This is a genomic window from Microbacterium sp. NPDC076895 (assembly GCF_040687115.1).
Taxonomy (GTDB): domain Bacteria; phylum Actinomycetota; class Actinomycetes; order Actinomycetales; family Microbacteriaceae; genus Microbacterium.
The window spans coordinates 173,704-195,523 of record NZ_JBFBMQ010000001.1 but is presented as its reverse complement, the minus strand read 5'-3'; the positions used below and the strand labels follow the sequence as shown (position 1 = coordinate 195,523).

Below are 21,820 nucleotides of genomic sequence, written 5' to 3'. Positions count from 1 at the left end.
TTGTCGGCTCGATGCTCCACGCGATCAGCGAGGAAGCGGTCCTCGTTAGCGGGGCAGATCGACTCCTCGGAGGCGGTCGATCATTTCGGTCAAGATGCTCTCGTCGTGCACGAGCCCGATTCGGATGTGTCCTCGCCCGCGTTCGCCGAAGCCGTCGCCGGGGGCCACCGCGACGCGGCATTCCTCGAGCAGGCGTGCCGCAATCTCGGCGGCATCCCCGGGCACACGCGCCCAGACGAAGAAGGTGCCCTCGCCGCCGACAACCTCCCAGCCGATATCGCGGAGGCCCGCCGTGACGATTGCGCGGCGGCGCCGGTAGATCGCCGCAAGCTCGTAGACGATGTCTTGATCGCCCTCGAGGGCTGCCGCGGCGGCCTCTTGTGTCGCGCCGAAGATGAGGCTGAAGGCGTGCGCCTGGTACCGGCGCATCGCGGCGATGATCGAGGGGTTGCCGGCGGCGAACCCGACGCGCCAGCCCGCCATGCTGTAGGTCTTCGAGAGCGTCTGCAGTTCGACGGTGCGTTCCGCAGTGGGGTCGACAGTCAGCGCCGAGAGCGGGCGGGTGCTGCCGTCGCCGAGTGAGGAGTACGCGAAGTCGTGCACGAACGCCGCTCCGACGCGGCGCGTGAGCTCCAGGGCTCCCTCGAATACGCTGCGGTCGGCGATCGCACCGGTGGGATTGTTCGGGTAGTTCAGAAGCAGCAGGCGCGCGGTCGTCAGGTCATCGAGTGCCGCATAGTCGGGGAGGTAGGCGGGTTCGATCAGCGGCAGGGTCTGGATGCGAGCCTCGGCGAGATCCACCGCCGAGACGTACATCGGATACCCCGGGTCGGGGAGGATCACGGTGTCGCCGGGGTTCGCGAGCGCGAGGACGGATGCCATGAGCGCTTCGTGTGATCCGCTGAAGGCGATGACCTGAGCGAGCGGGTCGAGGTCGACACCGTGGTCGGCCTTGTAGCGGCGAGCAATCGCTTCTCGCAGGCCCGCGTAGCCGGCGAAGTCGTTGTAGCGATGGTGTCGCGGGTCGTCGACGGCGCGCTGCATTGCCGCGACGATGTGCGGCGGTGTCGGGAGGTCGGGGCTGCCCTTGGACACGTCGATCATGGCGGGTCCGGGGAGCGCGCTCAGGCGCGCGACCTCGAGGTCGATCGCCGCCCAGTAGTTGGCGGGTAGCGCTGCTACGCGCGCTGCGGCGGTGAACTGTTCGGGAGTCGTGTCGCTCGTCATGTCCTGCTTCCGCATCGGTTCACGCACCTGTCGCGCGTATCCGTGCCGACCGATCATGCCATCTTCGACCGACGAACGTGGTGGCGTCCGTGTCTCGCGGTTACAGTTCGGGCCAAATCGTGTCTGCCCTCGTCGTCCGGCTGTTCCCTAGGATGAGCTCGGACGGGCCTGGGTGCTTCTGACGAAACCAAGAAGGGGGCGGGCTGTATGGCGTGGATCGGCATCCTGCTCGTGATTTGCATCGCGGTCGCGGGAGTCATCATCGCCGCCACTCTTCCCAGCATCGGTTCGCCCGGACGCGGGCAACTGTTCGTTCGGTTCAGCATCATTGCGGGTATCGCCGCCGTGGGCTCGACGTTGATGTACGCGATCTATGAAACGACGGGCACCCTTCTCGCGCTCGTGGTCGGTGACACGTTCATGGTGCTCGGTCCCGGCGGGGTTCTGCTGGCACTTCGTGCGCTGTCGGGGCGACTGCGCAGCGCCACCATCGTGGTGTCCGGCGCCGCGTTGGCAGTGGCAGCGACGACCGCGTTCGTCGGGCTCCCCGTCTCGGCGCTCGTGAAGGTCGCTGCACTTCTGTTGCTGTGCATACTCACGGCGCGTGAGACCCGCATCGCACCGATCGTCGGTGAGACCGGCGCGCTGACGCTGCTGCTGGTGAACGTGGGTTACGCCACGTTCTCGGCCGGACGCATCGCCGTCGCTCTCACACTGGGGATGGATTCGCCGCTCTACCAAGCGGCGTTTTCGATCTATCCGACGACCGCGGTCGGCATTCTGGCGGTCGCCGCGACAGGGGTGGCGGTCGTACGGATGGCAGTGGCACGCGGCATGGGTGGGCGCAGGCCGCCGACCGGATCCGAGTCCGGATATAGCGTGAACGGCTGGTTGGTGGGTCTACCCGCGGTTGAGGATCTGCGCGCCGCGTTCGGGAGCTCCACGGTGTCTCGCCTGCGGGCCGATCTTCGCGAGGCGTGCGAGGCGATCGACGCCGACGATGCGCCCGAGGCGACGGTCCTGGCCAGAAGGAGGTCGCACCAGGTCTTCAGCCAGGCGCTGTCTGCAGAACTCGAGTCGCGCGGGTGGTCTGAGAGCGAGATCGCGATGGTGGTCATCGTCCCGGACGAGCGGATGGATGGCTGACATCTCGGCACAGAGAGCGGCGCGTGCCGGGTCGACTCCGATTGTCGACGACTCGGTATCGCATAATCTGCCCATATAGGCATATGATCGGGGCATGGCCCGAGCTGCGACAACCTCCGACGCCTTCAACGCGATTGCCGAGCCGCGGCGACGCGACATCCTGGTGCTGCTGCGTGACGGAGAGCGGGCGGTAGCCGACCTGGCCGACGACCTCGAGATGACGCAGCCCCAGACGTCCAAGCACCTGCGCGTGCTGCGGGAGGTGGGGCTCGTCCGGGTCCGTGGTGCAGGCAAGCAGCGCTTGTACGGCCTGGAAGCCGAGGGTTTGCGGCCCATCCACGAGTGGACCGGTGGCTTCGAGCAGTTCTGGAACGACAGCTTCGACCGACTAGATGCTTACGTGCAGCGCTTGGCGCAGCATCCGTCGACGAGGAATACAGATGAAGGAGACACGGATGACTGACCAGCACACGCCCGCCGCGGGCGCCGCCCCCGAGCCCGAAGCAGACCGCACGGTCGTGGTCGAGCGGCTCGTCAGCGCCCCGCGCGAGGTGGTGTTCACGGCCTTTACGAGCGTTGATCACCTGTCAGCGTGGTGGGGGCCGGACGGCTTCACGACATCGACGCGAGAGTTCGACTTTCGCGAGGGCGGGACGTGGGTCTTCACAATGCACGGCCCCGACGGCACCGACTACGCCGAGTGGATTCAGTGGCGCGAGATCGCCCCGCCCGAGCGGATCGTGCTGCTGCACGGTGAGTACGCGGGCGATCCGAACGCGTTCGACTCGGTCTTCACGTTCGAGGAGGTCGGGGAGCAGACGCGGGTCACACTTTCGACCGTGTTCCCAACACGGCAGCTGCGCGATACGGCCGTCGAGGAGTATCACGCGATAGAAGGAGGGGCGCAGACCCTGGCCCACCTCGCGGCGCACGTCGAGGGCTGATCCTCCAGCGCTCGGTCCGCCCGTACCGTAGGCGCATGAGCATCCCTGCGCCCGACATCCCGATCCCGGCGCGGGTGCGGGACCTCGCGCAGGGCGCGCGTCTTACGCCGGCCTGGATCAACGACCTCGGCGGCCTGACTTTTCGGGCGACGGATGCCGACAGCACCCGTTTCATCAAATACGAGGCCCACAACGCCGAGTGGTCGGTCGAGGCGGAGGTTGAACGGCTGCGGTGGGTCGCTCCGTTCACACCCGTGCCGCGGGTCATCGAGTTCGGACGCAACGAAACCCACGCGTGGCTCGTGACCGAGGGACTGGCGGGGGAGAGTGCGGTATCACCGCGGTGGCGCTCCGATCCCGCGACGGCGGTTCGGGCGATCGGTCAGGGGCTGCGGGCACTGCACGATGCGCTGCCGGTCGCGCAGTGCCCGTTCCGGTGGGATGTGCCCGGGCGCCTCGCGACCGCGGCGGCGCGCGGCATCCGTGTTCCCGCAGCGCTGCACGAGCCGCCGCCGGTTGACCGGCTCGTCGTATGTCACGGTGACGCGTGCGCGCCGAACACGCTGATCTCGGATGCCGGCACCTGGTCGGGCCACGTTGACCTCGGCTCGCTTGGTATCGGTGATCGGTGGGGCGACCTCGCGTCGGCCGCGCTCAGTACGCAGTGGAACTATGGACCCGGGTGGGAAGACGCGCTCGTTGACGCGTACGGCATCGACCCCGATCCGGAACGGATGCAGTACTACCAGGCGCTCTGGAACGCGACCTGAGGCGCGGCCCGGCTCTCCGCGCGCGTCATGTCGGACGTCGGCGCGATGCTGGGGACGTGAGCTTCGATCCATCCGTCGTCGAACTGCTGCCTCCGCCGCCGGATCGCGCCCCGACCGCGACGACCGATTCTCGGGTGATCTGTCGTCCGAGCGCTGGGTGGCGCACTACTTGCCGCACTGGACGACCCCGGATCGGTCGGAGGCCCGTTACCGAATCACCCCCGAGGGGCTCGAACTGCGGATCGAGCAGGATCAGCTCGACTGGCGGCACGAGGATGCCCCGCTGCGGGTGTCGAATCTGCAGACGGGCACCTTCTCGGGGCCGGTGGGGTCGGCATCCGGAACCCACCGTCACCGCGACGACGTGCGCGTGCGTACCGAAACGCCGTTGCGGCTGCTGTTTGATCCTTCGAGCGGACGCGTCGACCTGACCGTGTCGGCCACGCGTGATGACGGATGCATGCTCGCGGCCTGGCTCGTGGGAACCGAGCATCTGTCGCCGGAGGACTCGGGAGAGATCTGCATCTTCGAGATCGATGCGGATGCCGTCGGTGACAGCACGGTCGCGCGGACTGGTGTGAAGGCGCATCATGATCCGCGGATGCGTACCGATATGGCCGAGGTGACGTTGCCGTTCGATGCGAGTGCTCCACACACCTGGACGGTGATCTGGGGGAGCGGTGAGATCGTCATCGGGTGCGAGGCGAGCGTCGTGCGGCGGATCGCGCAGGCTCCCGACTATCCGCTGTTCCTGATGATCGATCTGTTCGAGATCGGCCGACCCGGCGGCACCTATCCGAAGGTGGCGATGATCCACCGCGTGCAGGGGTGGAGCTTCGACGCTCAGGAGCGCCGTGGATCCGTCTCGTGATGGATGACTCGTGCAGCGCTTACCGCAGAATCAGCTCCCGCGCATTACGAAGCGCGACTTCTCGGTCAGCGAGTTCCTCGGCCGCGACCAGCACATCCATGGCGGGAGTCACACGACCGCTCAGATAGGTGCTCAGCCGGCTCGCGGACGTTCCGAGGGTAGATGCGAGCTCACGTTGGGTGAGGCCGCTCGCGCGGTGGGCGGAGCGGAGGCGTTCGCGGGCGACGTCCGACGGCGTCCGCTGTCGGTGGTCGATCATCTCGCGCACGAGCGCGACGGTGGTGCGCGACTCCGCGGCCTCAGCAGCCTCCTCGAATACCTCGCGCAGGCCCGGCTCGGATGCCACGGCTGAAGCGAGCCGAGACCAGTGAGGCGCGTAGCCCCGATCGAGTGCGGCAAGCATGCCTTCGAACCCCCACTCGCGCACGGGGGCGTCGGGGGTGACGTCGATATTGCGGAATCGAAGCGGCATCCTCAGTTCCTCTCGGCATTCAGGCGGCGACGTAGGGAGCCAGCGCTCGGCAGTCGGCGACGACGTTCTGCCAGTCGTGCCAGCGCCGCTCGAGCTGCTTATAGGTGGCCAGATCGCGGATACGGGTGTGGTCTTTCGGTGAGGGATCGATCAGCTGCCTGGCGAGTTGAGACTGCACCGGCCGGTCCTCCGGATGAGTCGGGTCGGTGTAGTAGTCGTCGATCCGGGACAGCACCGCGCCGATTCGCTCGGGTCCGAAGCGATACGACAGCGCGGCAACGTCGAGGTAGTCACGCATCTGGTTGCGCTTCACGATCAGGAAGCCCTTGATTCGCGCAATCTCGTCGAGAGTGGGAACCGTGATGGTGGCGCCAGTCGGCACGGTGACCGACTGCACCTCGAGCGGCCGTGTGCGGATCATCTGACGCACGCCTGCTTCGATTCCGCCGAGTTCGCCGAGGATGATCTTCCCCGGAACCCCTCTGTTGAAGACCCAGTCGCCCTCCCGCTCCAGGGCATCGAGGATCTGTTCGTAACGGTCCTGGAGGTCTTCGATGATGTGATCGTGGTCGGTCGACATCCGGTGGCGCGCATAGAGAGCGGCGGCGGCTCCGCCGACGAGAACGGCATCCGGCACGCGGGCCTGCAGTCGCGCGGCGGACTCGAGCACCTCGCTCAGGCCCTCAGGAAGGCGTGACATCGCATCATCCACGTGCGCAGATTATCACATCAGATAACGAATGTGGGAGAGTCCTGGGTCTCTTCTCGCCGAGCGGCATTAGTCGCCCAGCCGGTGCCAGACGCCTTCTGAAACGACCTCGACCCGGTCGCCGTCGACGACTATGGCTGTCTCGTCATCCATCACATACGCGGGGAGATCGATCTTGGACGCCCACCTCTCGGCGACCTCCATCGAGTTGCCTGGGCGATCACCGACGGCGAGATGTGGGCAGATCGCGAAGTCGACGAAGCCGAGCCCGCGGTCGCCGAGGGGTGATTTCCAACCGACGAATTCCTCGCCGATCCGCGGGGCCATGACCATGCTGCCGGCGCTCATGCCGACCCAGACCGTGTCGTCGAGGTCGCCCAGCAGGTCGAGCATCCGTGATTCGCGCAGCCAGTGGTGCAGGTAGATCGCATCGCCGCCCGAGACGAGCAGCACGTCGGCGTCGCGCACCTGCGGCATCCATCGCTCGTCGGGGATGCTCGGCAGCGCCGTCAGCTCGAGGAGGCCCACCGACCTCCAGGCCAGCGACACCATCGGGTTGCCGGGTTCCTGGCCGGCGGCGAACTCCCACGCCTTCACGCCCGGTCCGAGCCACGGATGCCCATACATCGCTGTCGGAATGCACAGTGCCGTCGACTCCTCGATCGGCTTGCCGAGCAGACCCACGAGGGCGTTACGGATGCTGGGATTGGTCACGCCGCCGCCGGTCAGCAGTAGTCGCATCGTGTCTCCTTCTCGGCGCCGGCCCGCCTCCCCAGCACGCCAGATCGCTACCTGGATGTCAAGGGGTCCGCGGCATCCGCGATGGGCGTGCGGGAACTCCGCGATGCTGCGCGCCTGCCTCAGATACTCGGCGAGATCATTGCCGAGTATCTGAGGCGTACCGCATCGAATCCCGCGAGTGAGGTCACCCGCCACTGTCGACCGTGGCGATGCCGAGTTCGATCCAGGCGTGCAACAACGCCGCGTCTCCGGAAACGGCAACGAAGTCATCGGATGCCGCTGCTAACGCGCTTGCCGCATGAACGGCGTCGTCTCCGCGCAGTGCCTGAGTGTGAGCGATCTTCGCGGCTTCGCGGATGATGGGCGGCGCAACGGCGATGCGCGCCACGCCGGTCCACAGGGACTCGAACGCTGCGACAGCGCGCTCGTGCGAGGCATCCGTGAGTCGCTCGAGTCGGCGCGCCTGGGCGAGTGCCGCGTGGGCCTCGACGTAGGTGAGGTCGCTGGTGACGATGGCGGCTGCGGCATCCCACACGGCCCGACAGCGCGCAGTCGCCGGTTCGTGGATGACGAGGGGGATGAGTGCGGAGGTGTCGAAGTACGCGAGCATCGCCATGCGGTGCTCAGCGTCGCTGGTCGGCCACGAGGTCGCTCACGGTGCCGGACGCGTCGACGGGCTCGGGGAGTGCAGCACGCCTCGAGCGGGGGAGTGTCGCCAGCCCGGCGCGAACGAGGGCTTCGAGCCCGGAATCGGAGCCGATCGGCACGATTCGCGCGATCGGACGCCCGTGATCGGTGACCGTCAGTTCCGTTCCGGCACGCACCTCGGCGAGGTGCCGACTGAGTCCGTCGCGCAGCTCACGGATGCCGATTGTGGCGCTTTTCATGAGCCGAGTGTAGCCACAATGCCCAAACCTTAGGCGGGAAGCTTGCGCCGCAAGATCGCCACGGCCGAGGCGCACTCACCCAAGGTTCGCGAGGAGCCACTCCTCGCCGACGATCGGGATGCCGTAGTCACGCGCCTTGCGGGCTTTCCCCGAGAGCGAATCGTTGCCGTCGACGCCTACTCACGTGATCAACTGAGCGTGAACGCGAGGATTGAGCCGAGGACGGTGCTGGCGCCGAGCAAGACGACGGTCCATCCCACGATGCGGCGACGATCTGGTGCGTGTCGATCGGCATGGATGCCCGCACAGAATGCCGCGATGAGGTTCGCGATCATGAAGCTTGCGGCGATCAGCGCCTGGCTGCCGTAGTCAGGCACCGGAAGAGCTGGATAGACCGGCGCGACGGCGAACCGGAAGCTCGCCACCCCGCCAAGCGCGAGCAACGAGATCAGGGCTGTGGCAGAGATGATGACCCAGGCTGTCGACCGGTGCATGGGGCCAGTATCTCGTGGCACGATGACCGAATGACCTGGACGATCCGCCCTGCCGACGTCACGGATACCGATGCCTGGGCCGCCGTCCTGGTCCAAAGTTGGCAAGAGGCGTACACGCACCTGCTACCCGACGGTTTCTTCACGCCGGAGTATGCGGAGTCGCGCAGGCAATGGTGGCGAGGCACGCTGCAGGACCCACCGCCCGGAGCAGTGTTTCGTGTCGGCATCCGGGACGGACAGATTGTAGGCATCGCGATGTCGGGAGCGGCCGTCGCCGCCGACGGCGAGGACTTCCCGCGTGAGCGCCAGCTCTACCTCCTCTACATCCTCGAGAGCGAGTACGGCACGGGTATCGGTCACGCGCTGCTGGATGCTGTCCTCGGCGTCGACCCCGCGATGCTCTGGGTCGCTGAGCGCAATCCGCGGGCGATCCGCTTCTATGAGCGCAACGGCTTCACTCTCGACGGACTTCGAAGGGAAGACGCGTATCGGCCGCTGTTGAGCTCAGTGCGGATGGTTCGCTGAGCCTCTCGACCAGTTCTTCGCTCGACAAGAGGGCACGGTGCCGTAAGGTCTTAGCCGTTTTTAATAGATGAAAAACAATCTATTAGAGATAGAATGGAGTCATGATCTCGCTCGAGTCACCGCAGCGGCTGGGGGAGATTTTGCGTGCGCAGCGACTGACTCGTCACCGTGACCAGCGTGATGTCGCGAACGCAGCGGGTGTGAGTGTGCAAGCGCTCCGACGGCTCGAGCGAGGCGAGGGTAGTTCGCTCGCAACGGCGTGGGCGGTCGCTGACGCGCTGGGAGTTACGTTTCATGCGAAAGGTCTGGCGACCACCGAGGAATCGCCACCGAATCGTCAACGCGTGTCATCTCCGCTGAGGCAGAAAGGCGAAGAGGATTCTCGCGCAGCGCGGGTAAGCCGCGAACTGCATCGGGCGGTCGCGCGGAAACTGCGCTCGAATCCTGACGACATTCGTTCACGAGCTCTCGAGAATATTGCTCGAATGCGCCTCAACGCGCGCGGTGCCCTGTCGCAAGGGTGGCTCGATGATTGGGAGCGCATGCTCGATGCCCCGACCGGGGAGCTGATCGAGTTCATGCTCGCGACAGGTGAGCGCGCCGATGACCTGCGCCAGATGACGCCGTTCGCGGGTGTTCTGTCGGAGAATGAGCGGCGCGACGTCGTGCGACGAGGGGCCGCAGCGTGAGACGGGATCAGCTCGAGCACGCCATACGCGCGGCAACAAGGATCGTGAAGCAGCGAGAGATCATCATCATCGGATCGCAGGCGATTCTTGGCTCGTGGGACGAGAGTGAACTCCCCGCCGAAGCGGTGATGTCTGTCGAGATCGATATGTGTCCGATCGAGGATGACGATGTTGAGTCGCTTGCGACGGAGATCGATGCCGCAGTGGGCGAGATGTCTGTGTTCCACGAGACGCAGGGCTTCTACCTCCAGGGTGTGGGACGGCGGACCGCAAAGCTGCCCCTCGGCTGGGAGTCTCGGCTCGTTCCGGTGAGCGGCGAGAACACAGACGGTGCTGTCGGTTTGTGCCTTGATCCGCACGACCTCTGTGCAGCCAAACTCATCGCCCACCGCGAGAAGGATCGCGCCTTCGTCGCTGCTCTGCTCGAAGTGTCGCTTGTCGACCCTGCGCTGATCGCCGAGCGGTTAGCGTCGATTCCGAATGAGGCAGAGCGCGTTGCGACCGCGCATGCGTGGCTCTCGCCCTGGTTGTGAGCCACGATGCTCACTTCGCATGAGCGCGCGATCGCTATCCGCGAGAACGAGACCTGACCACCGCGGCCCCCGCCGCGACGCAACAATGGAGCCATGGCCTTCTCGAGCCACCCACCGTCGTTGCCAGGTCGGTCGGTCATCGCTCAGCGCTGGTCGCGGGCGGTCTTCCTGCATTGGCGGGTGGATGCCGCGCGCCTCGCTCCTCTGCTGCCGCCGGGAGTGCGCCCGGATGTGTTCGACGGCTCGGGTTGGATCGGTCTGGTTCCCTTTGTCCTCTCGCAGTTTCAGTTCTTACCTGCCCCACCGGTGCCCTTTCTCGGGACCTTCAACGAGATCAACGTCCGCACCTACGGCATCGACGACGAGGGTCGGCGTGGGGTGGTGTTCCTGACGCTCGAGGCCGAGCACCTCATCCCGGTGTTGACGGCTAACGCGCTCTTCGGTCTGCCGTACCGGTGGGCGAGCATCGGCCATCGCCTCGATGCTCAGGATGCCGGCACCGTCGAGTACCGCTCCCGGCGGCGCCGAGCCGACGGTGCATCGCGCGGCCCGGGGACGCGCCTGCGCGTGCGGGTCGGTGAGGAGGTCGTGGATGACGAACTGTCGCGCTTCCTCACGGCGCGGTGGGGTTTTCACGAGCGGCACCTCGGCTACACGATCTGGGCAGCCAATACCCACGAGCCGTGGCCGTTGCGGCGGGCGGAGATGCTCGGCATCCGTGACGGACTTCTCGCCGACCGGGGGTTTGCGGATCTTGCCGGTCGCCGGCCCGATTCGGTTCTGGCGATGCCGATGGGCCATCCCGGCTTCATGACGCAGTTCGCGGCTCCCGTTCGCGTGCGCTGAGGGATGCTGCGAAGGCACTCTCATCCCCATCTCGCTATCCCTCCGGATCGCTAGACACGATGTGGGTGCCCGGCGAACGCATCATGCGTGCGCCTCGCGAACCCAGCATCCCGCTGCCCATCGGAGTGGCTTCCCGGCAAGCGCAGCATCCGGTTATCCGACGAGCACACCATCCAGCCGCCCCACGAGCGTCTTCTCATCACCCTCACGGGGCCTCGCCTCGCGCCAGGGTGGTCGATTGGGTGGTGGTGGCGGATCCCACGCCCACGCCCAGGGCGCTTTCGTCCGCAACGCACGGGGCGTCGCCGGCTCGCCGCGAGGTCCCACATGCCCTGCCGGTGGCACGAGAATGAACGCGCCGTGACCGTCGCGGATGATCTTCCATCCGTTGTTGTGCAGCTGCATGTGGTGGAACCGACAGAGCAGTATGCCGCGGTCGATGTCGGTTCGGCCGTTTTCGGTGGCGACGTGGTCGATGTGGTGGGCCTCGCAGTACGACGCCGGCACGGGGCATCCTTCACCGGCGCATCCGCCGTCGCGAACTGCCAGCGCGATCTTCTGTTTCGGCGTGAACAGGCGCTGCTCGTGTCCGACATCGAGCGGGTTGCCGCCGGAGTCGAGGGTGACGGTCACGGTTCCGTTCATGCAGATGTTGCGGTCGACGACCGATCCGGGAAGGGCATCCCCGCCGTCTTCGGCGTGGCCGGTCTTGATGAGCCGGCCGATCGGGTCCCGTGGCCCCTCAGTGTCGCCGACCATGACGATCCGAACCCCGGGTTGGCGCGCCCCGAACACATCCGAAGCGTTGGCAAGTGCCCCGGCACGCATGAGATCGACGAACAGGTCGTACTCGAGCTGCTCGTTGCTGCGCGGATCGTCCGAGAGCTCCTTCGCTGCGGCGCGGTCGGCATCCGAGATGAATCGCGGTCCGCCGCGTCGTGGCCGCAGCGCCGCGGCAAACGTCGACCGCAGCCACAGCGCCATCTCATCGTCGAAAACGATGTGGCCGTGGTGCTGCCCGTGTTGGTCGATCCATGTGCGCAGCGACCGCTTCTCGTACCGCTCCTGGAACCGGTTCTCGGCGCCGACGGGGTCGAGGATGTCGCGCAACTGCCGGGCCCGGGCGCGCAGCTCCTCAACGGACGCCCCCGCCATTGATTCATCGATAAGTGTCTCGGCCGCGACCGACCACGCGAGAGCTGCGGATGCCGGATCCACACCCTCAGCCTCGGGCTCACCCAGACCACCACGGATCGCATCGTGCTGCGCTGTCGTCAACCGACCAGCCCACAGGGCTGCCTGCAGCGGAGCGTGCCACGGCGCGCGAGTGGCGTCGGGGGAGTCATCCGTCGCCGGTGCCGGCTCAGCACCCGAGGCGGCGCCCGCATCCGGCGCCGCACCATCGAGCAGCGACTGCCCGACGCGCACCTGCCGCAGCGCGTCGGCGCGCGTTCCGCCGGTGATGGATTGCACCAGAGCAACCGGTGACGCGTGCCCCTGCGTGGCAGCGAGCCCGGAATGTCCGTTCTCGTGCTTCGATCGCTGCGCAGCGACTCCCGCAACCACGGACTGCAACCGTTCCGCATCGTTCGCGATGCCCGTGACCTCGCGCAACACCTCCAACACGGATGCATCGCTGAGCGCCGCGGCGCCGGACGGGAGGCTCGACGGCTCGACATCCAGCTCAGCGAAAACCGCGAGCCGGTCAAGCCGCTCGCGCATCGCCGTGAGGATGTTCATACGCTCACTCTCTCACCGACCTCCGACATTCATCGCGGGCCGAGTCCGACCCGAAAACAGCCTGTGGACAGGTCATTTCTCAGGCCGCCTGGGGAGGAACCGATGCCCGCGAACGCACACGACCTAAGCTCGACACCAGACCGACATCGGCGCACCCAGGCCCGGAGGGAAGCGGCATGAACACACCCACCCGCTCGAGCGCCGACGCACCGACAGGCACCCCGCCCGTGCCGCGCGCTGACCTCGCCGTCGCGGCTGCTGCCGTCATCCTCGCCGCGCTCGCCCTCGCCGCCTCGAGCCTGCAGTCGGGCTTCGCGCCGCTCATCACGCTCACCCTCACCCCACCCGGAATCGCACCAGCCGACGGCGGAATGATCATCGTCGTCACCCCAACGCCCGACCTGTGGCCCGGCATCCAGATGGGCGCGGCGATCGCCGTACTGTTGCTGTTCGTCGCCGCGATGCGCCTGCTGCTGCTCATCCCCGCCGTCCGCCGCCCTCACGCCACGGCTGCCGCAGCCGATCGCCACACCTGGCGCTGGATCGAGTACTCGCAAGTCGCCGGAATCGGAACGTTCCTGGTCGCGCAGCTGGGCGGCATCACCGAGGTCACGAGTCTCGTCCCGATCTACGCGCTGGGCGCCGCCGGGGCGCTCTTCCTCATCGTCCACGACCACCGCGCCGCGACCGGCCGCTTCGGTGGCCCCGCCTTCACCCTCGGATCCGCAGTCGCCATCGTGCCGTGGGGTGTCATCGCCTTCGCGCAGATCACGACACTGCTCGCAGGCTTCGAGGTCACGGCATCCGTTCGCGTCGTGACTTTGCTGGTGCTGGCGGCCTCGGCATCCGTCTGGGTCGTGACCGGATGGCGCGCCCGCCGTGATCCCGAGCGAACAGACGGATGCCGCACCGACGCGCTCCTCGGCTGGATCCTCCCTCTGGCACCCGCCGCGCTCGTGCTCTCAACCGTGTGGACCGGCTGAGCGCCGGCTCATTCCCCACCCCTGTGGTCACCGGTAGGTGACGACGCTGTCGGGAAGAGGCGTGAATACCTTCGGGAATCTCAAGTGCATCGTGGAGGGCACGAACTGTATGCCTCGCGCGCTCGGCGGCAACGCAGCGATGGCATAGGGAAGCACCGAGATGGCGATGAAGCCTGCGATGAGCTTGTCCATCATCGACGTGAGGATATTGGCCGAGAATACGGCGCCGATCACACTTTGCCCGAGAGTGACCAGGTTCGCCGCGATTCCCTGGGCACCCTCGTTGATGGATACCCCTCCCCACACGAGCATGATGATCGGCGTCGCAACGATCGTGCAGCTGATCGCGACCATCATGTTGAGGAGGAAGTACCGTAGCGGCGTCATACCCATCCGCCACGCGCGTACCCCGTATCCCCAGATGAGGGCGCCGACGATGTTGACGATCATGAACGTCAGGCCCTGCCATTCCCAGAGGACCAGCGCCCCGAGTGAGTGGCTCAGGATCGCAACGCCCACACCGAACCACGGTCCGAGCGCGATCGCCGCTATCGCGGTGCCGATCATGTCCAGGTAGAGAGGCAGAGCGAAGGTGACGGCGAGTCGCGAGCCGCTCACATTGACCAGCGCGCACGCGATCACGATCAGGGTCAGCACCGTCAGGGTCGCACCGCGCTCACCGAGCCTCCGGGTGAGCCAGTTCTCCTGGCTGTCACTCGAGCCTTGAGGCAGCTTGGTCGGAGTGTGCGCGAGCGTGGTGGTGCCGCGACCTGTGGCGCTGCCAGCGGGGGCGCCATCCTTGCTCCCTGCGCGTGCCGGTTCGGATGTCGCGTCGCGCCGTCGCCGGTGCTCGTCAGCCCGCGCGCGGATGCAGTACTCCCGCCACCGCGCGGCACCTTCGGTATCCTCTCCCAGCACGCTGGCGATGTCTGCGACGAGGTCCGGATTGATCCTGTGCCTGCCAGGCTGGAATGCGTCGTAGATCGTGGTGCGCCCGACGAACGCGGCCGACCCCGTTTCGCCGCGGCTGTGGCGCAGTTCGCGGACGCGGTCCGCGATCTGCGTGTAGCTGACGTCGCCGGCACTCAGCCTCAAGAGCTGTAATTCCGCGACGAGGCGGTCCATCACTCTGCCGTGCTCAGCGTGTTCATCGATATGCATGGTGTGTCCCCCCCGGACCTTCCACTGCCGACACCCTCGGGCTTGATCGAGATCGTAGCGAAATCCTCCGACGGTGTTCGGCTTCGTTCGGCAAGGCGCAGTCGCACGGAATGCGCGCGCGCACCGCTCTATGTTCGTTCGGTCGGTGACGGTAACGATGACTGGAGAGTGCGGTGGCGGTACGAAGGATTTCGGCTTTCGGCATCGAAGGGGCGTGGGACGGGTGTAGCTGGCCGGCCGGTCGCTGGTACGTCGACCGAGTGCCGATCTTCAGGGATGCGGAGGTCGAATACAAAGGAAAGGTGAAGGGCACGTTCATCCGCGATACGTGGATGATTCAATGGCGCGTCTTCGTCCTCGGATTCGTGGCGCTCTTTCTCATCGTGATCCTCAGCCCGAGGCACGATGCACCGAGTGCGCTGGTCGCGGCATTCGCGATGGGTGTCGTCGCTTCCTCGGCCACCCTTGTTCCCGCGATGATCACGGCCTGGATCATGAGGGCCAACCTGAAGGCGTTCGTGGACTTTCCGATCCTTCGCCGGATCCGCAACGTGGTCAGCAGGCGGCGGATACACGAGGCCACCGTCTGGAACTGAACGGCGTGCCGCTGCGGGGCTCGCGTTGTTCGGGTTCGTTCGAGGTGCCCGCATCGGGCCGTCCCGAGAGAACTGGAGCCTAGCCTGGCGGCATGGCATGGGGAAGATCAAAGCGGGCGACACTCCAGAAGCAGCTCGCGGAGCAGCGCGCCGCGGAATCGCGCGCTCGTCTTAAAGACCGCGAGGAGGGTCTTGTGCAGGAGCTATCGCGGTACGCGAATTTCACCGAACGGCTCGCGTACCTCGAGCGGCACGGGTACACCGACAAGGTCCCCTGGACGTCCTACGAGCACATTCTGCAGCGTGCAGAGTATGCCGCCGAGGAACGGGAGCGCGACCGCGAGCGAGCCCGCAAGCGACGGCGCGAACAAGCGCAGGCCGCCGAGGATGACTGGAACGGGTCTCGTGAGGGATGGCGCCCGTTGTACGACGCGCCGCCGCCGGGTCCCTGGGATTGAGTGAATCAGGGCGGGAGCGACCAGTTCTGCGAGCGGGGTTCCACTACTCGCTGGTGCCGTCCGTCGTGGCGGCACCCTGATCCCACCACGACCCGAGGCGCTGCCGAAGGTCATTGAGAAGCTGTTCGGTTGCCGGGGCGAGTGACGTTGCGATATCGCGGAGTGCATCGGATGCGGCGCCAGCGAAAGCTGTCGTCGACTCCGCGGCCGACTCCCAGACGGCGTGCCAATCGATGGATGCTTCGTTGACGCCGACGGTGCGCGGGTCGTCTTCGCAGCCGATGGCGTCGGCATCCGCGTCGAATGACGGCGAGAACCCGACATCCGTCAAGAGGATCGGGCGCCCCAAGGCATCCCACACCTCTGCGCAGGAGGAGTAAGGGTCCGTGCTGACGGGGGAATCGGCCGGTGTCGGCTCGGTGACGGTGGCGACCCCTACAGAGGGTGCCGGTGTCAAGAACGCCGGGAGGAGGATCGCCGTGGCCACGAGTCCGACCACAGCGGCGCCCAGCACCGAACGGCCGCGGCGCGCTCGGCGCGTCGCACTCGGATGCTGATCCGGTCGACTCGCCGATGGGGGGCGGACTGGTTCCGGCTGCGGATGGACGGTGCGTGCTCGTGCCGAGGATGGTCGCGGCTGGGATGGGGCCCACTCATCGGCCGGCGGATCGGGGATGTCGCGGCGGCTCAACTCCTCATCGTGACATCGTCGCGACTCCGGATCGATGAGCACCGAGTATGCGTACTCGAGCTCCTGGAAGCGTCCGGCAGTATCGATCCCGGTGTTCAGATCAGGGTGGATCTCGCGGGCTCTGCCGCGGAAGGCACGGCGGATGTCGGCATCCGTCGCGGAACGGTCGACGCCGAGCACGCGGTAGTGGTCCACCTGCGCCGCCGATCCGGTCGCCATCGGCACCGCCCCTCTTATACCCCGCTCGGCTGTCGAGGCTAGTCGTGGCCACGACCGCTCCGTCCCGATGCACCGTTCCCGAACGATCCCGGACGGCTCGATGCACACTCGGCGTGAGGCGGCGTTGATTGACTCGAAGCACGAGTCTCCGGGAGGTTGATGTGGGGATGACTTTCCCGATCACGGACTTCATGTCCGACGACTACGCGCCGCCATATTGTGCCGCGCTGCGGCCCACCGACTTCGAGTTCTTCGATGGAAGCGACGTCGGCGGCGACGTCGCCGGCTACTGGGGGTGGCGTGTCCGCGGTCTGGCGAGGGACGGGTCGCCGTGCGATTACGTCATCGCGAACGCGTACTGTTTCGACCCGTTCGAGGATGATCCGGGCACGGAGCATCCCCACTTCGGTCTGCGCCGGATGGAGTCGATGATCGTCTCCGGTGAGCCACCGGTGTTCGCCGAGCGCCTGCAACACCCCTTCACCCGGGAGCTCGAGGGGGAGGGGACCGTCGATGACTGGGTGTGGGAGATCCAGTCGCGGGATGCCGAGGGCCGAGATCACGGGCGCCAGAGCCGGTGGGCCGGTGACGATCTTGAATCCATGGTCGGGCGGGCGGAGTGGGGAATCGTCGCGTATTCGACGCACGAGGTCAGTCTGAGGAGCTTGTGGACCCGCGGTGACCTGCGCCGGTGGTTCACGAGTGCTCTCGCCGGAACTCAGGTGTCGGTCGAATTCGCGGATGTGACGCGGATGCCGGCCTTCGAAAGCAGGTTCGTCAGCACCGGAGCATTCCTGCGAGACATCCTTCCCGACGGTGCGGTCCCGTACCGCCCGATCCTCATGTCCACCGAGTTCGACCGGCAGGAGTGGATGGCGCAACGCGTCAGCTTCGCGCGGGACGGGGGCGACGCGCTCCACTCGATCGACGAGATCGAGCCCATCGTGTGGACGAACATGTCGGGATCCGAGGTGTTGTCGTGCTGGGCGACCAAGGTGCTGCTGTGGAGCGAGTTGGTCGCGGATGCCGAGATCGATCGCCACCCGCAGGTCGCCGGCACTGCGGTGCAGGCACCTCAGGTGAGTGACATGTCGCCGGCGGCTCGCGACGCAGACGACGCGACCTCGGTCGGGGAGTGGCTCGCGATCCACGTGATCGGCACGGATGCCGCGATCGTGGTCCCGACGGCTTACACGCTGCTGGAAGCGAAGGTGGACAACGACGGCGCGACCGTGACCTTCTCTGCGCACGAATCAGGAAGGCGAACGGCGCGGAATCGGCGCCGCGCCCGGTTCGAGGCCGAGTGGGGAGAGTGGCTCGACGAGCACGTGACGCTCACCGACGAACAGATCGACGTGGGCATCGCGAGGGCGGAGGCGATCTTCCGCGATGCGCTCGCGAAGGAGGAGAAGTGAACACGCGAGTCAAGCAGGATGACGGGGTCTTCATCGAGAGCGAGTCGGATGCCGATCGCCCCCGTGGTTGTTCCTGGGACGAGACGGTCTGCACCGCGGCCCCGACTCACCGCATCATGACCTCTCACGGCGCCGGCGATGACGCGCACGTTCACGCTGACACTCTGTGCGGGCGGCACTACGCGCTTTCGCTCGTGCGGCTTGCCCAGGTGCACGCCCCCGGCTGCGCGAACCCGCTCTCCCAGCACGTTGATGTCTACGGACCTGTGGAGTGAACCTGTCGTTAGGAGAGACAAGTGACCACTGAAATAGACACCGAAGTATGCGCACACGACCGCGAGGATCCCCTCGCGCTTGAGGAGGTCTACTCGTGATTGTCAAGAAGGCCGAATCGGAGTTTGCGATGAAAGTTCAGCAGCCGGGTCACGAGCAGAGGCCGAAGCGCAAGCGCGCCCCACGCACCCCGCCGTCGGAGCTCGACTACTACGCGCGGATGCTGCAGAAGATCCAGACCAAGAAGCACGAGGTCTACGCGATCAGTCGCATCCTGCACCGTCTCGATGACCCGGAGATCGAACTCGTCACGCAGCAGGCCGTGCACACGAGCGATGGGCTTGCGCTCCTCGACCTCTATCTCCCCCAGTTCGGAGTCGCGCTCGAGGTGGATGAGCTGCATCACCTAGCGGCCGGGAGTAAAGATGCCGACAAGGCCCGCGAGCAGCGCGTTCTCACCCTTGCGAACCTCGAGTTCGTGCGGTTGGGCATCGGCCAGGTGCGCGAGCGGGATGAGTTCCGCAACAAGGTGGATGCCTTCATCGATGACGTCCGAAGCCGCAAGCAGGCCGCGCTCTCGGGCGGTACATTTACCCCGTTTGCCTTCGGCGCGCGTTTCGACCCCGACTACTGGCGGGCAAAGGGGCGATTGACCGTCGAGGACGACGCGCAAATGCAGGTAACGCACCACGTCACGCGGCTCTTCGGATACAACCACAAGGGGTGGCAGCGGGCGGTGTTCCCGCTCGCGGACGGTCGTCAGCTCTGGATGCCGCACCTCGCCCAAGAAGGAGCACCGAAGCGCGACGACTGGGACAACCGGCTGAGCGGGGACGGCGAGACGATCGTCGAGCAGCGTCTCGGTGACTGGCAGACACACCCGTACGAGGATGTCGAACGCGTCGTCTTCGCGAAGTTCCGTGACCCGGTGCTCGGTGCCGTCTACTACCGCTTCCTGGGTGTGTACCGGCTGGCATCCCAATTCTCGGACACCGCCACATTCACCCGCATCTCGACTGAGATCCAACTACCGTCGCCCGCGAGACCCAGTTGAGCTGCGAAGTGGAGGTCGACGGGTCGCAACTTCGAATCCGTTCGTCTCGCGCCGCGACGAACGCGTTGCTCGCCTCCACGTACCGGACATAGTCGTCGAGGGTCTTGGGCACAGCCGGAGTCGCGAAGTCGGGGAAAGGATGGAAGAACCCGATTTCGCCTCCGGCCACGAGGCCATCGAGAAGCCAGGAGGAGACGTACCCGTCGAACGTCTCGAAGAGGTCGAAGAACTCCGCGTAACGTGCCAGTGCCTCACGAAGCGGACTGTCCCGGCCCGAGTAGTGGCGGCGGGCCCGTTGTTTCGAAGTCGAACGTTGCGAGCCCGCGAGGCAGGTCGCGCGCAGCCGACAGCGATGCATCCTGGCGTCGCGCCGGATGAGAGGCGGATGCGGTACTACGAGCGGCTCTGGGATGCGACGTGATGGTGTCGGTGTGCTTCACGAGCAGCACGTCCGACTCAGTCGCGGAGGTACCAGGTCGGCGCGAAGTCGCGGAAGATCGATCCCAACCGGTCGATCGTGTCGTCGCCGGGACCCCCGAAGCCTGCCGGGCATGCCAGCCAGGTCTCGACATACGGTTTGTCGACCCCGGGTGTCGTAATCAGGTTCTCGACGGTGTAGCACTGCCCGTCCCACGTCGAGCCGCCGAGCGACGCGAGCTGGTCGCTCCCGCCGCAGGCGGAGCAGGCGCTGAGGAAGATTCCGTCGCTGCCGAAGGTGAACGTGTTGAATCCGTAGGAATCTGAGCGGGTGTAGGTGCCGAAGAGTGCTTCGAGGGTCGGCGGCTCGGGTTTGAGCTGCACCTGAACGAACCATGCTGGGTAGCTCGATATGGACTCGGTGCTGAGATCGCCGATGTAGTCGACAAGGGTCTGCGCGGCGCTCAGGAGGAGGAGCATCTTCACGGCGTTCGCCATCTTCTTCAGTGCGGGTGTCGCCGCGGCGTTGCGGTTGCCGTCCACGTCGCTCGTGATCACCTCGACGGAATCGGCGACCATGTCGATGTCGAAGCTCGCGGCGCATCCCGCGAGCCACAGCGTCGTCTCGGCCGGATCCTGAAGCGTAGAGAGTTGGGTGAGGTCGCAGTTCTCGAGCGCCGCAAGGACGGTCAGGATGCCGCCGACGACCAGATCCTCTTCGCCCGCGATCTGATCCATGGCGAGTTTCAAGGTCGAGGACACGGCGACCTGCACGATGTTGGGAAGACCGAACTCCATGATCCGACCCGCGGCGGCGTCACGAAGGTTCTGCTGCGAGAACGTGGCGGAGTACTCCTGCGTCGCGAAGACGAACGAGTCGGGTGAGAGTCCGAGCGAGGTTGCGCCGTCGAAGAAGGTGCTCATGCCGACGCTGATCGCGCTTGCGATGGTCGGTTCGACGCCCGACAGGCCGGCCGAGACGGGCACGACACCTTCGGCGAAGGTGACGGGGAAGCCGTAGCCGCGGTTCGCGGCCGCACGGACTTCGAGCAACTCCGCATCCTCGGCGGCGCCGGTGCAGAGCAGGACGGCGGCGGTTCCCACGGCATCACCGCCGAGCCCGTAGTCGACGTCGACATTGTCGCTCATGAGTGTGTCGTCGACCCACGAGGGCAGGTCGGCGGAACAGACGGGGTTGGCTGCGGCGTTCCCGAGAAGGTCGTGGCTGAATCGGAACAGGTGCTGGGATCCGGTCTCCCACCCGGCGACGTAGGCGTCTCCGAAGTCGACGATATAGTCGCCGAGCGCGCTGACGACGTCTTCGGTCGCAGAGATGAAGGCATCCCATACCGAGAGGTGGTGCACGAGGGCGGTCACGGTGAGGCGGTCTTCGCTGATCGTCGTGTATTCGGGAACCCACGCGTCGATCTCTTCGTCGAAGTACGCGAAGGTGGCGGCGGCGGCTTCGGGGAGGGGCGTAGGCAGCTGCCAGCTCAGGGTGACGCCGGTGTCTGGGATGTCGCCCGTCGGGGTGATCTCGAGTGGTGTCGGGGCGAGGTACGAAGTCGGCACCACCGTGGTGATGGCGTCGAGCAGCTCGGGTGTCGGCTCCGCCTCGACGATGCTGAGGTCGACGCCCGTGGCCTGGACGGTGAGAGTGCCGGAACCCCATTCGTGGGTCACGGTCGTCTCGCGAGGGAGGGCGAACCAGACGACGCCTGCCGCGATGAGGGCGACGACCGCCACGATCGCTGTCGCGAGGAAGATCGCGCCGTGCCGGCGGGGGCGCCTCGTCGTGCGGGTTTGTTCGCTGCCGATCGCTGAGTCGCCGGGTTCTGCGTTTTCGGGAGCCGTTGGGGTCACGGTCGTGCTTCCTTGTCGGGTGGCCGAGCCAGTCGCGGAAGGGACATGACGGCTCACCTGCAACGTACGCCGCGCCAAGACGCGAGCATGGGTTCC

Annotated in this window: 26 protein-coding genes and 1 pseudogene; 16 read left to right on the top strand and 11 right to left on the bottom strand. The window is 66.4% G+C overall.

The features are described from left to right. Positions 1–45: 45 nt before the first annotated feature. Positions 46–1,227 (bottom strand): aminotransferase class I/II-fold pyridoxal phosphate-dependent enzyme, encoded by a 1,182-nt coding sequence (locus tag AB0O89_RS00985; protein ID WP_363493405.1) that lies wholly within the window; start codon positions 1,225–1,227, stop codon positions 46–48. Positions 1,228–1,434: 207 nt separating this feature from the next. On the opposite strand from AB0O89_RS00985, the gene AB0O89_RS00980 reads away from it, so the two are divergent. The 5 genes from AB0O89_RS00980 to AB0O89_RS00960 all read left to right on the top strand — a co-directional run bounded on the left by AB0O89_RS00980 (position 1,435) and on the right by AB0O89_RS00960 (position 4,958). After that, a complete protein-coding gene (locus tag AB0O89_RS00980) occupies positions 1,435–2,373 on the top strand; it encodes a hypothetical protein (RefSeq protein WP_363493403.1) in 939 nt (312 codons plus the stop codon). 94 nt (positions 2,374–2,467) lie between these two features. Next, positions 2,468–2,836, top strand: coding sequence for a metalloregulator ArsR/SmtB family transcription factor (locus AB0O89_RS00975; RefSeq protein ID WP_363493401.1), 369 nt, complete (start codon positions 2,468–2,470; stop codon positions 2,834–2,836). Beyond that, on the top strand, positions 2,829–3,317 hold the full coding sequence (locus AB0O89_RS00970) for an SRPBCC family protein (protein ID WP_363493399.1): 489 nt from the start codon (positions 2,829–2,831) through the stop codon (positions 3,315–3,317). Before AB0O89_RS00975 ends, AB0O89_RS00970 begins: the two co-directional genes overlap by 8 nt. A gap of 35 nt (positions 3,318–3,352) precedes the next feature. Continuing rightward, on the top strand, positions 3,353–4,087 hold the full coding sequence (locus AB0O89_RS00965; protein ID WP_363493397.1) for an aminoglycoside 3'-phosphotransferase: 735 nt from the start codon (positions 3,353–3,355) through the stop codon (positions 4,085–4,087). Between the two features lie 157 nt (positions 4,088–4,244). Beyond that, on the top strand, positions 4,245–4,958 hold the full coding sequence (locus AB0O89_RS00960; protein ID WP_363493395.1) for a hypothetical protein: 714 nt from the start codon (positions 4,245–4,247) through the stop codon (positions 4,956–4,958). A gap of 19 nt (positions 4,959–4,977) precedes the next feature. Here the strand turns inward: AB0O89_RS00960 and AB0O89_RS00955 are convergent, their stop codons facing one another. The 6 genes from AB0O89_RS00955 to AB0O89_RS00930 form a co-directional block, all read right to left on the bottom strand. After that, positions 4,978–5,430 (bottom strand): helix-turn-helix transcriptional regulator, encoded by a 453-nt coding sequence (locus AB0O89_RS00955; protein WP_363493393.1) that lies wholly within the window; start codon positions 5,428–5,430, stop codon positions 4,978–4,980. Between the two features lie 19 nt (positions 5,431–5,449). After that, positions 5,450–6,142, bottom strand: a complete 693-nt coding sequence (locus AB0O89_RS00950) for a hypothetical protein (RefSeq protein ID WP_363493391.1) — start codon at positions 6,140–6,142, stop codon at positions 5,450–5,452. A gap of 66 nt (positions 6,143–6,208) precedes the next feature. Continuing rightward, entirely contained in the window at positions 6,209–6,880 is a 672-nt protein-coding gene (locus AB0O89_RS00945) for a Type 1 glutamine amidotransferase-like domain-containing protein (protein WP_363493389.1), read from the bottom strand. Positions 6,881–7,064: 184 nt separating this feature from the next. Next, positions 7,065–7,496, bottom strand: a complete 432-nt coding sequence (locus tag AB0O89_RS00940; protein ID WP_363493387.1) for a type II toxin-antitoxin system VapC family toxin — start codon at positions 7,494–7,496, stop codon at positions 7,065–7,067. 7 nt (positions 7,497–7,503) lie between these two features. After that, entirely contained in the window at positions 7,504–7,767 is a 264-nt protein-coding gene (locus AB0O89_RS00935; RefSeq protein WP_363493385.1) for a type II toxin-antitoxin system prevent-host-death family antitoxin, read from the bottom strand. 188 nt (positions 7,768–7,955) lie between these two features. Beyond that, entirely contained in the window at positions 7,956–8,261 is a 306-nt protein-coding gene (locus AB0O89_RS00930) for a hypothetical protein (protein ID WP_363493383.1), read from the bottom strand. Positions 8,262–8,291: 30 nt separating this feature from the next. Here AB0O89_RS00930 and AB0O89_RS00925 point away from each other — a divergent pair, with 30 nt between their 5' ends. The 5 genes and pseudogenes from AB0O89_RS00925 to AB0O89_RS00905 all read left to right on the top strand — a co-directional run bounded on the left by AB0O89_RS00925 (position 8,292) and on the right by AB0O89_RS00905 (position 10,854). After that, positions 8,292–8,786: a GNAT family N-acetyltransferase gene (locus tag AB0O89_RS00925; RefSeq protein ID WP_363493381.1), complete on the top strand. Its 495-nt coding sequence runs from the start codon at positions 8,292–8,294 to the stop codon at positions 8,784–8,786. Between the two features lie 101 nt (positions 8,787–8,887). Next, a pseudogene (locus AB0O89_RS00920) lies at positions 8,888–9,067 on the top strand (helix-turn-helix transcriptional regulator); the annotation flags it as partial. Between the two features lie 204 nt (positions 9,068–9,271). Then, complete coding sequence (locus AB0O89_RS00915) at positions 9,272–9,475, top strand: hypothetical protein (protein ID WP_363493679.1); 204 nt, start codon at positions 9,272–9,274, stop codon at positions 9,473–9,475. 44 nt (positions 9,476–9,519) lie between these two features. Next, a complete protein-coding gene (locus AB0O89_RS00910; protein WP_363493379.1) occupies positions 9,520–10,008 on the top strand; it encodes a DUF6036 family nucleotidyltransferase in 489 nt (162 codons plus the stop codon). Positions 10,009–10,101: 93 nt separating this feature from the next. Beyond that, entirely contained in the window at positions 10,102–10,854 is a 753-nt protein-coding gene (locus AB0O89_RS00905) for a DUF2071 domain-containing protein (RefSeq protein WP_363493377.1), read from the top strand. 153 nt (positions 10,855–11,007) lie between these two features. Here AB0O89_RS00905 and AB0O89_RS00900 read toward each other — a convergent pair whose 3' ends face one another. Beyond that, positions 11,008–12,594: a DUF222 domain-containing protein gene (locus AB0O89_RS00900; RefSeq protein ID WP_363493375.1), complete on the bottom strand. Its 1,587-nt coding sequence runs from the start codon at positions 12,592–12,594 to the stop codon at positions 11,008–11,010. Between the two features lie 176 nt (positions 12,595–12,770). Between AB0O89_RS00900 and AB0O89_RS00895 the strand changes: the two genes are divergently transcribed. Beyond that, positions 12,771–13,577 (top strand): hypothetical protein, encoded by an 807-nt coding sequence (locus AB0O89_RS00895; protein ID WP_363493373.1) that lies wholly within the window; start codon positions 12,771–12,773, stop codon positions 13,575–13,577. Positions 13,578–13,604: 27 nt separating this feature from the next. On the opposite strand, the gene AB0O89_RS00890 is transcribed toward AB0O89_RS00895, so the two are convergent. Next, positions 13,605–14,738, bottom strand: coding sequence for an ECF transporter S component (locus tag AB0O89_RS00890; protein ID WP_363493371.1), 1,134 nt, complete (start codon positions 14,736–14,738; stop codon positions 13,605–13,607). A gap of 302 nt (positions 14,739–15,040) precedes the next feature. On the opposite strand from AB0O89_RS00890, the gene AB0O89_RS00885 reads away from it, so the two are divergent. Continuing rightward, positions 15,041–15,334 (top strand): hypothetical protein, encoded by a 294-nt coding sequence (locus tag AB0O89_RS00885; protein ID WP_363493369.1) that lies wholly within the window; start codon positions 15,041–15,043, stop codon positions 15,332–15,334. Positions 15,335–15,426: 92 nt separating this feature from the next. Continuing rightward, positions 15,427–15,792: a hypothetical protein gene (locus AB0O89_RS00880; RefSeq protein ID WP_363493367.1), complete on the top strand. Its 366-nt coding sequence runs from the start codon at positions 15,427–15,429 to the stop codon at positions 15,790–15,792. Positions 15,793–15,835: 43 nt separating this feature from the next. Here AB0O89_RS00880 and AB0O89_RS00875 read toward each other — a convergent pair whose 3' ends face one another. Continuing rightward, positions 15,836–16,702: a DnaJ domain-containing protein gene (locus tag AB0O89_RS00875; RefSeq protein WP_363493365.1), complete on the bottom strand. Its 867-nt coding sequence runs from the start codon at positions 16,700–16,702 to the stop codon at positions 15,836–15,838. Positions 16,703–16,869: 167 nt separating this feature from the next. Between AB0O89_RS00875 and AB0O89_RS00870 the strand changes: the two genes are divergently transcribed. The 3 genes from AB0O89_RS00870 to AB0O89_RS00860 all read left to right on the top strand — a co-directional run bounded on the left by AB0O89_RS00870 (position 16,870) and on the right by AB0O89_RS00860 (position 19,444). After that, the gene (locus AB0O89_RS00870; RefSeq protein ID WP_363493363.1) at positions 16,870–18,117 is read left to right on the top strand and encodes a hypothetical protein; all 1,248 of its coding nucleotides are present in this window, start codon (positions 16,870–16,872) and stop codon (positions 18,115–18,117) included. Further along, positions 18,114–18,392 (top strand): hypothetical protein, encoded by a 279-nt coding sequence (locus AB0O89_RS00865; RefSeq protein ID WP_228179538.1) that lies wholly within the window; start codon positions 18,114–18,116, stop codon positions 18,390–18,392. Before AB0O89_RS00870 ends, AB0O89_RS00865 begins: the two co-directional genes overlap by 4 nt. Positions 18,393–18,487: 95 nt before the next feature. After that, on the top strand, positions 18,488–19,444 hold the full coding sequence (locus tag AB0O89_RS00860; protein ID WP_363493361.1) for an AbaSI family restriction endonuclease: 957 nt from the start codon (positions 18,488–18,490) through the stop codon (positions 19,442–19,444). Between the two features lie 456 nt (positions 19,445–19,900). Here AB0O89_RS00860 and AB0O89_RS00855 read toward each other — a convergent pair whose 3' ends face one another. Then, the gene (locus AB0O89_RS00855) at positions 19,901–21,724 is read right to left on the bottom strand and encodes a hypothetical protein (RefSeq protein WP_363493359.1); all 1,824 of its coding nucleotides are present in this window, start codon (positions 21,722–21,724) and stop codon (positions 19,901–19,903) included. Positions 21,725–21,820: the final 96 nt, after the last annotated feature.

Bases quoted from the DNA above. Each gene is read 5' to 3' on its own strand.
- AB0O89_RS00870 (WP_363493363.1), top strand. From the start codon at position 16,870: ATGACTTTCCCGATCACGGACTTCATGTCCGACGACTACGCGCCGCCA.
- AB0O89_RS00895 (WP_363493373.1), top strand. From the start codon at position 12,771: ATGAACACACCCACCCGCTCGAGCGCCGACGCACCGACAGGCACCCCG.
- AB0O89_RS00955 (WP_363493393.1), bottom strand. From the start codon at position 5,430: ATGCCGCTTCGATTCCGCAATATCGACGTCACCCCCGACGCCCCCGTG.
- AB0O89_RS00970 (WP_363493399.1), top strand. From the start codon at position 2,829: ATGACTGACCAGCACACGCCCGCCGCGGGCGCCGCCCCCGAGCCCGAA.
- AB0O89_RS00945 (WP_363493389.1), bottom strand. From the start codon at position 6,880: ATGCGACTACTGCTGACCGGCGGCGGCGTGACCAATCCCAGCATCCGT.
- AB0O89_RS00965 (WP_363493397.1), top strand. From the start codon at position 3,353: ATGAGCATCCCTGCGCCCGACATCCCGATCCCGGCGCGGGTGCGGGAC.
- AB0O89_RS00985 (WP_363493405.1), bottom strand. From the start codon at position 1,227: ATGACGAGCGACACGACTCCCGAACAGTTCACCGCCGCAGCGCGCGTA.
- AB0O89_RS00890 (WP_363493371.1), bottom strand. From the start codon at position 14,738: ATGCATATCGATGAACACGCTGAGCACGGCAGAGTGATGGACCGCCTC.
- AB0O89_RS00905 (WP_363493377.1), top strand. From the start codon at position 10,102: ATGGCCTTCTCGAGCCACCCACCGTCGTTGCCAGGTCGGTCGGTCATC.
- AB0O89_RS00935 (WP_363493385.1), bottom strand. From the start codon at position 7,767: ATGAAAAGCGCCACAATCGGCATCCGTGAGCTGCGCGACGGACTCAGT.
- AB0O89_RS00915 (WP_363493679.1), top strand. From the start codon at position 9,272: ATGCGCCTCAACGCGCGCGGTGCCCTGTCGCAAGGGTGGCTCGATGAT.
- AB0O89_RS00925 (WP_363493381.1), top strand. From the start codon at position 8,292: ATGACCTGGACGATCCGCCCTGCCGACGTCACGGATACCGATGCCTGG.
- AB0O89_RS00930 (WP_363493383.1), bottom strand. From the start codon at position 8,261: ATGCACCGGTCGACAGCCTGGGTCATCATCTCTGCCACAGCCCTGATC.
- AB0O89_RS00980 (WP_363493403.1), top strand. From the start codon at position 1,435: ATGGCGTGGATCGGCATCCTGCTCGTGATTTGCATCGCGGTCGCGGGA.
- AB0O89_RS00975 (WP_363493401.1), top strand. From the start codon at position 2,468: ATGGCCCGAGCTGCGACAACCTCCGACGCCTTCAACGCGATTGCCGAG.
- AB0O89_RS00880 (WP_363493367.1), top strand. From the start codon at position 15,427: ATGGCATGGGGAAGATCAAAGCGGGCGACACTCCAGAAGCAGCTCGCG.
- AB0O89_RS00940 (WP_363493387.1), bottom strand. From the start codon at position 7,496: ATGGCGATGCTCGCGTACTTCGACACCTCCGCACTCATCCCCCTCGTC.
- AB0O89_RS00900 (WP_363493375.1), bottom strand. From the start codon at position 12,594: ATGAACATCCTCACGGCGATGCGCGAGCGGCTTGACCGGCTCGCGGTT.
- AB0O89_RS00875 (WP_363493365.1), bottom strand. From the start codon at position 16,702: ATGGCGACCGGATCGGCGGCGCAGGTGGACCACTACCGCGTGCTCGGC.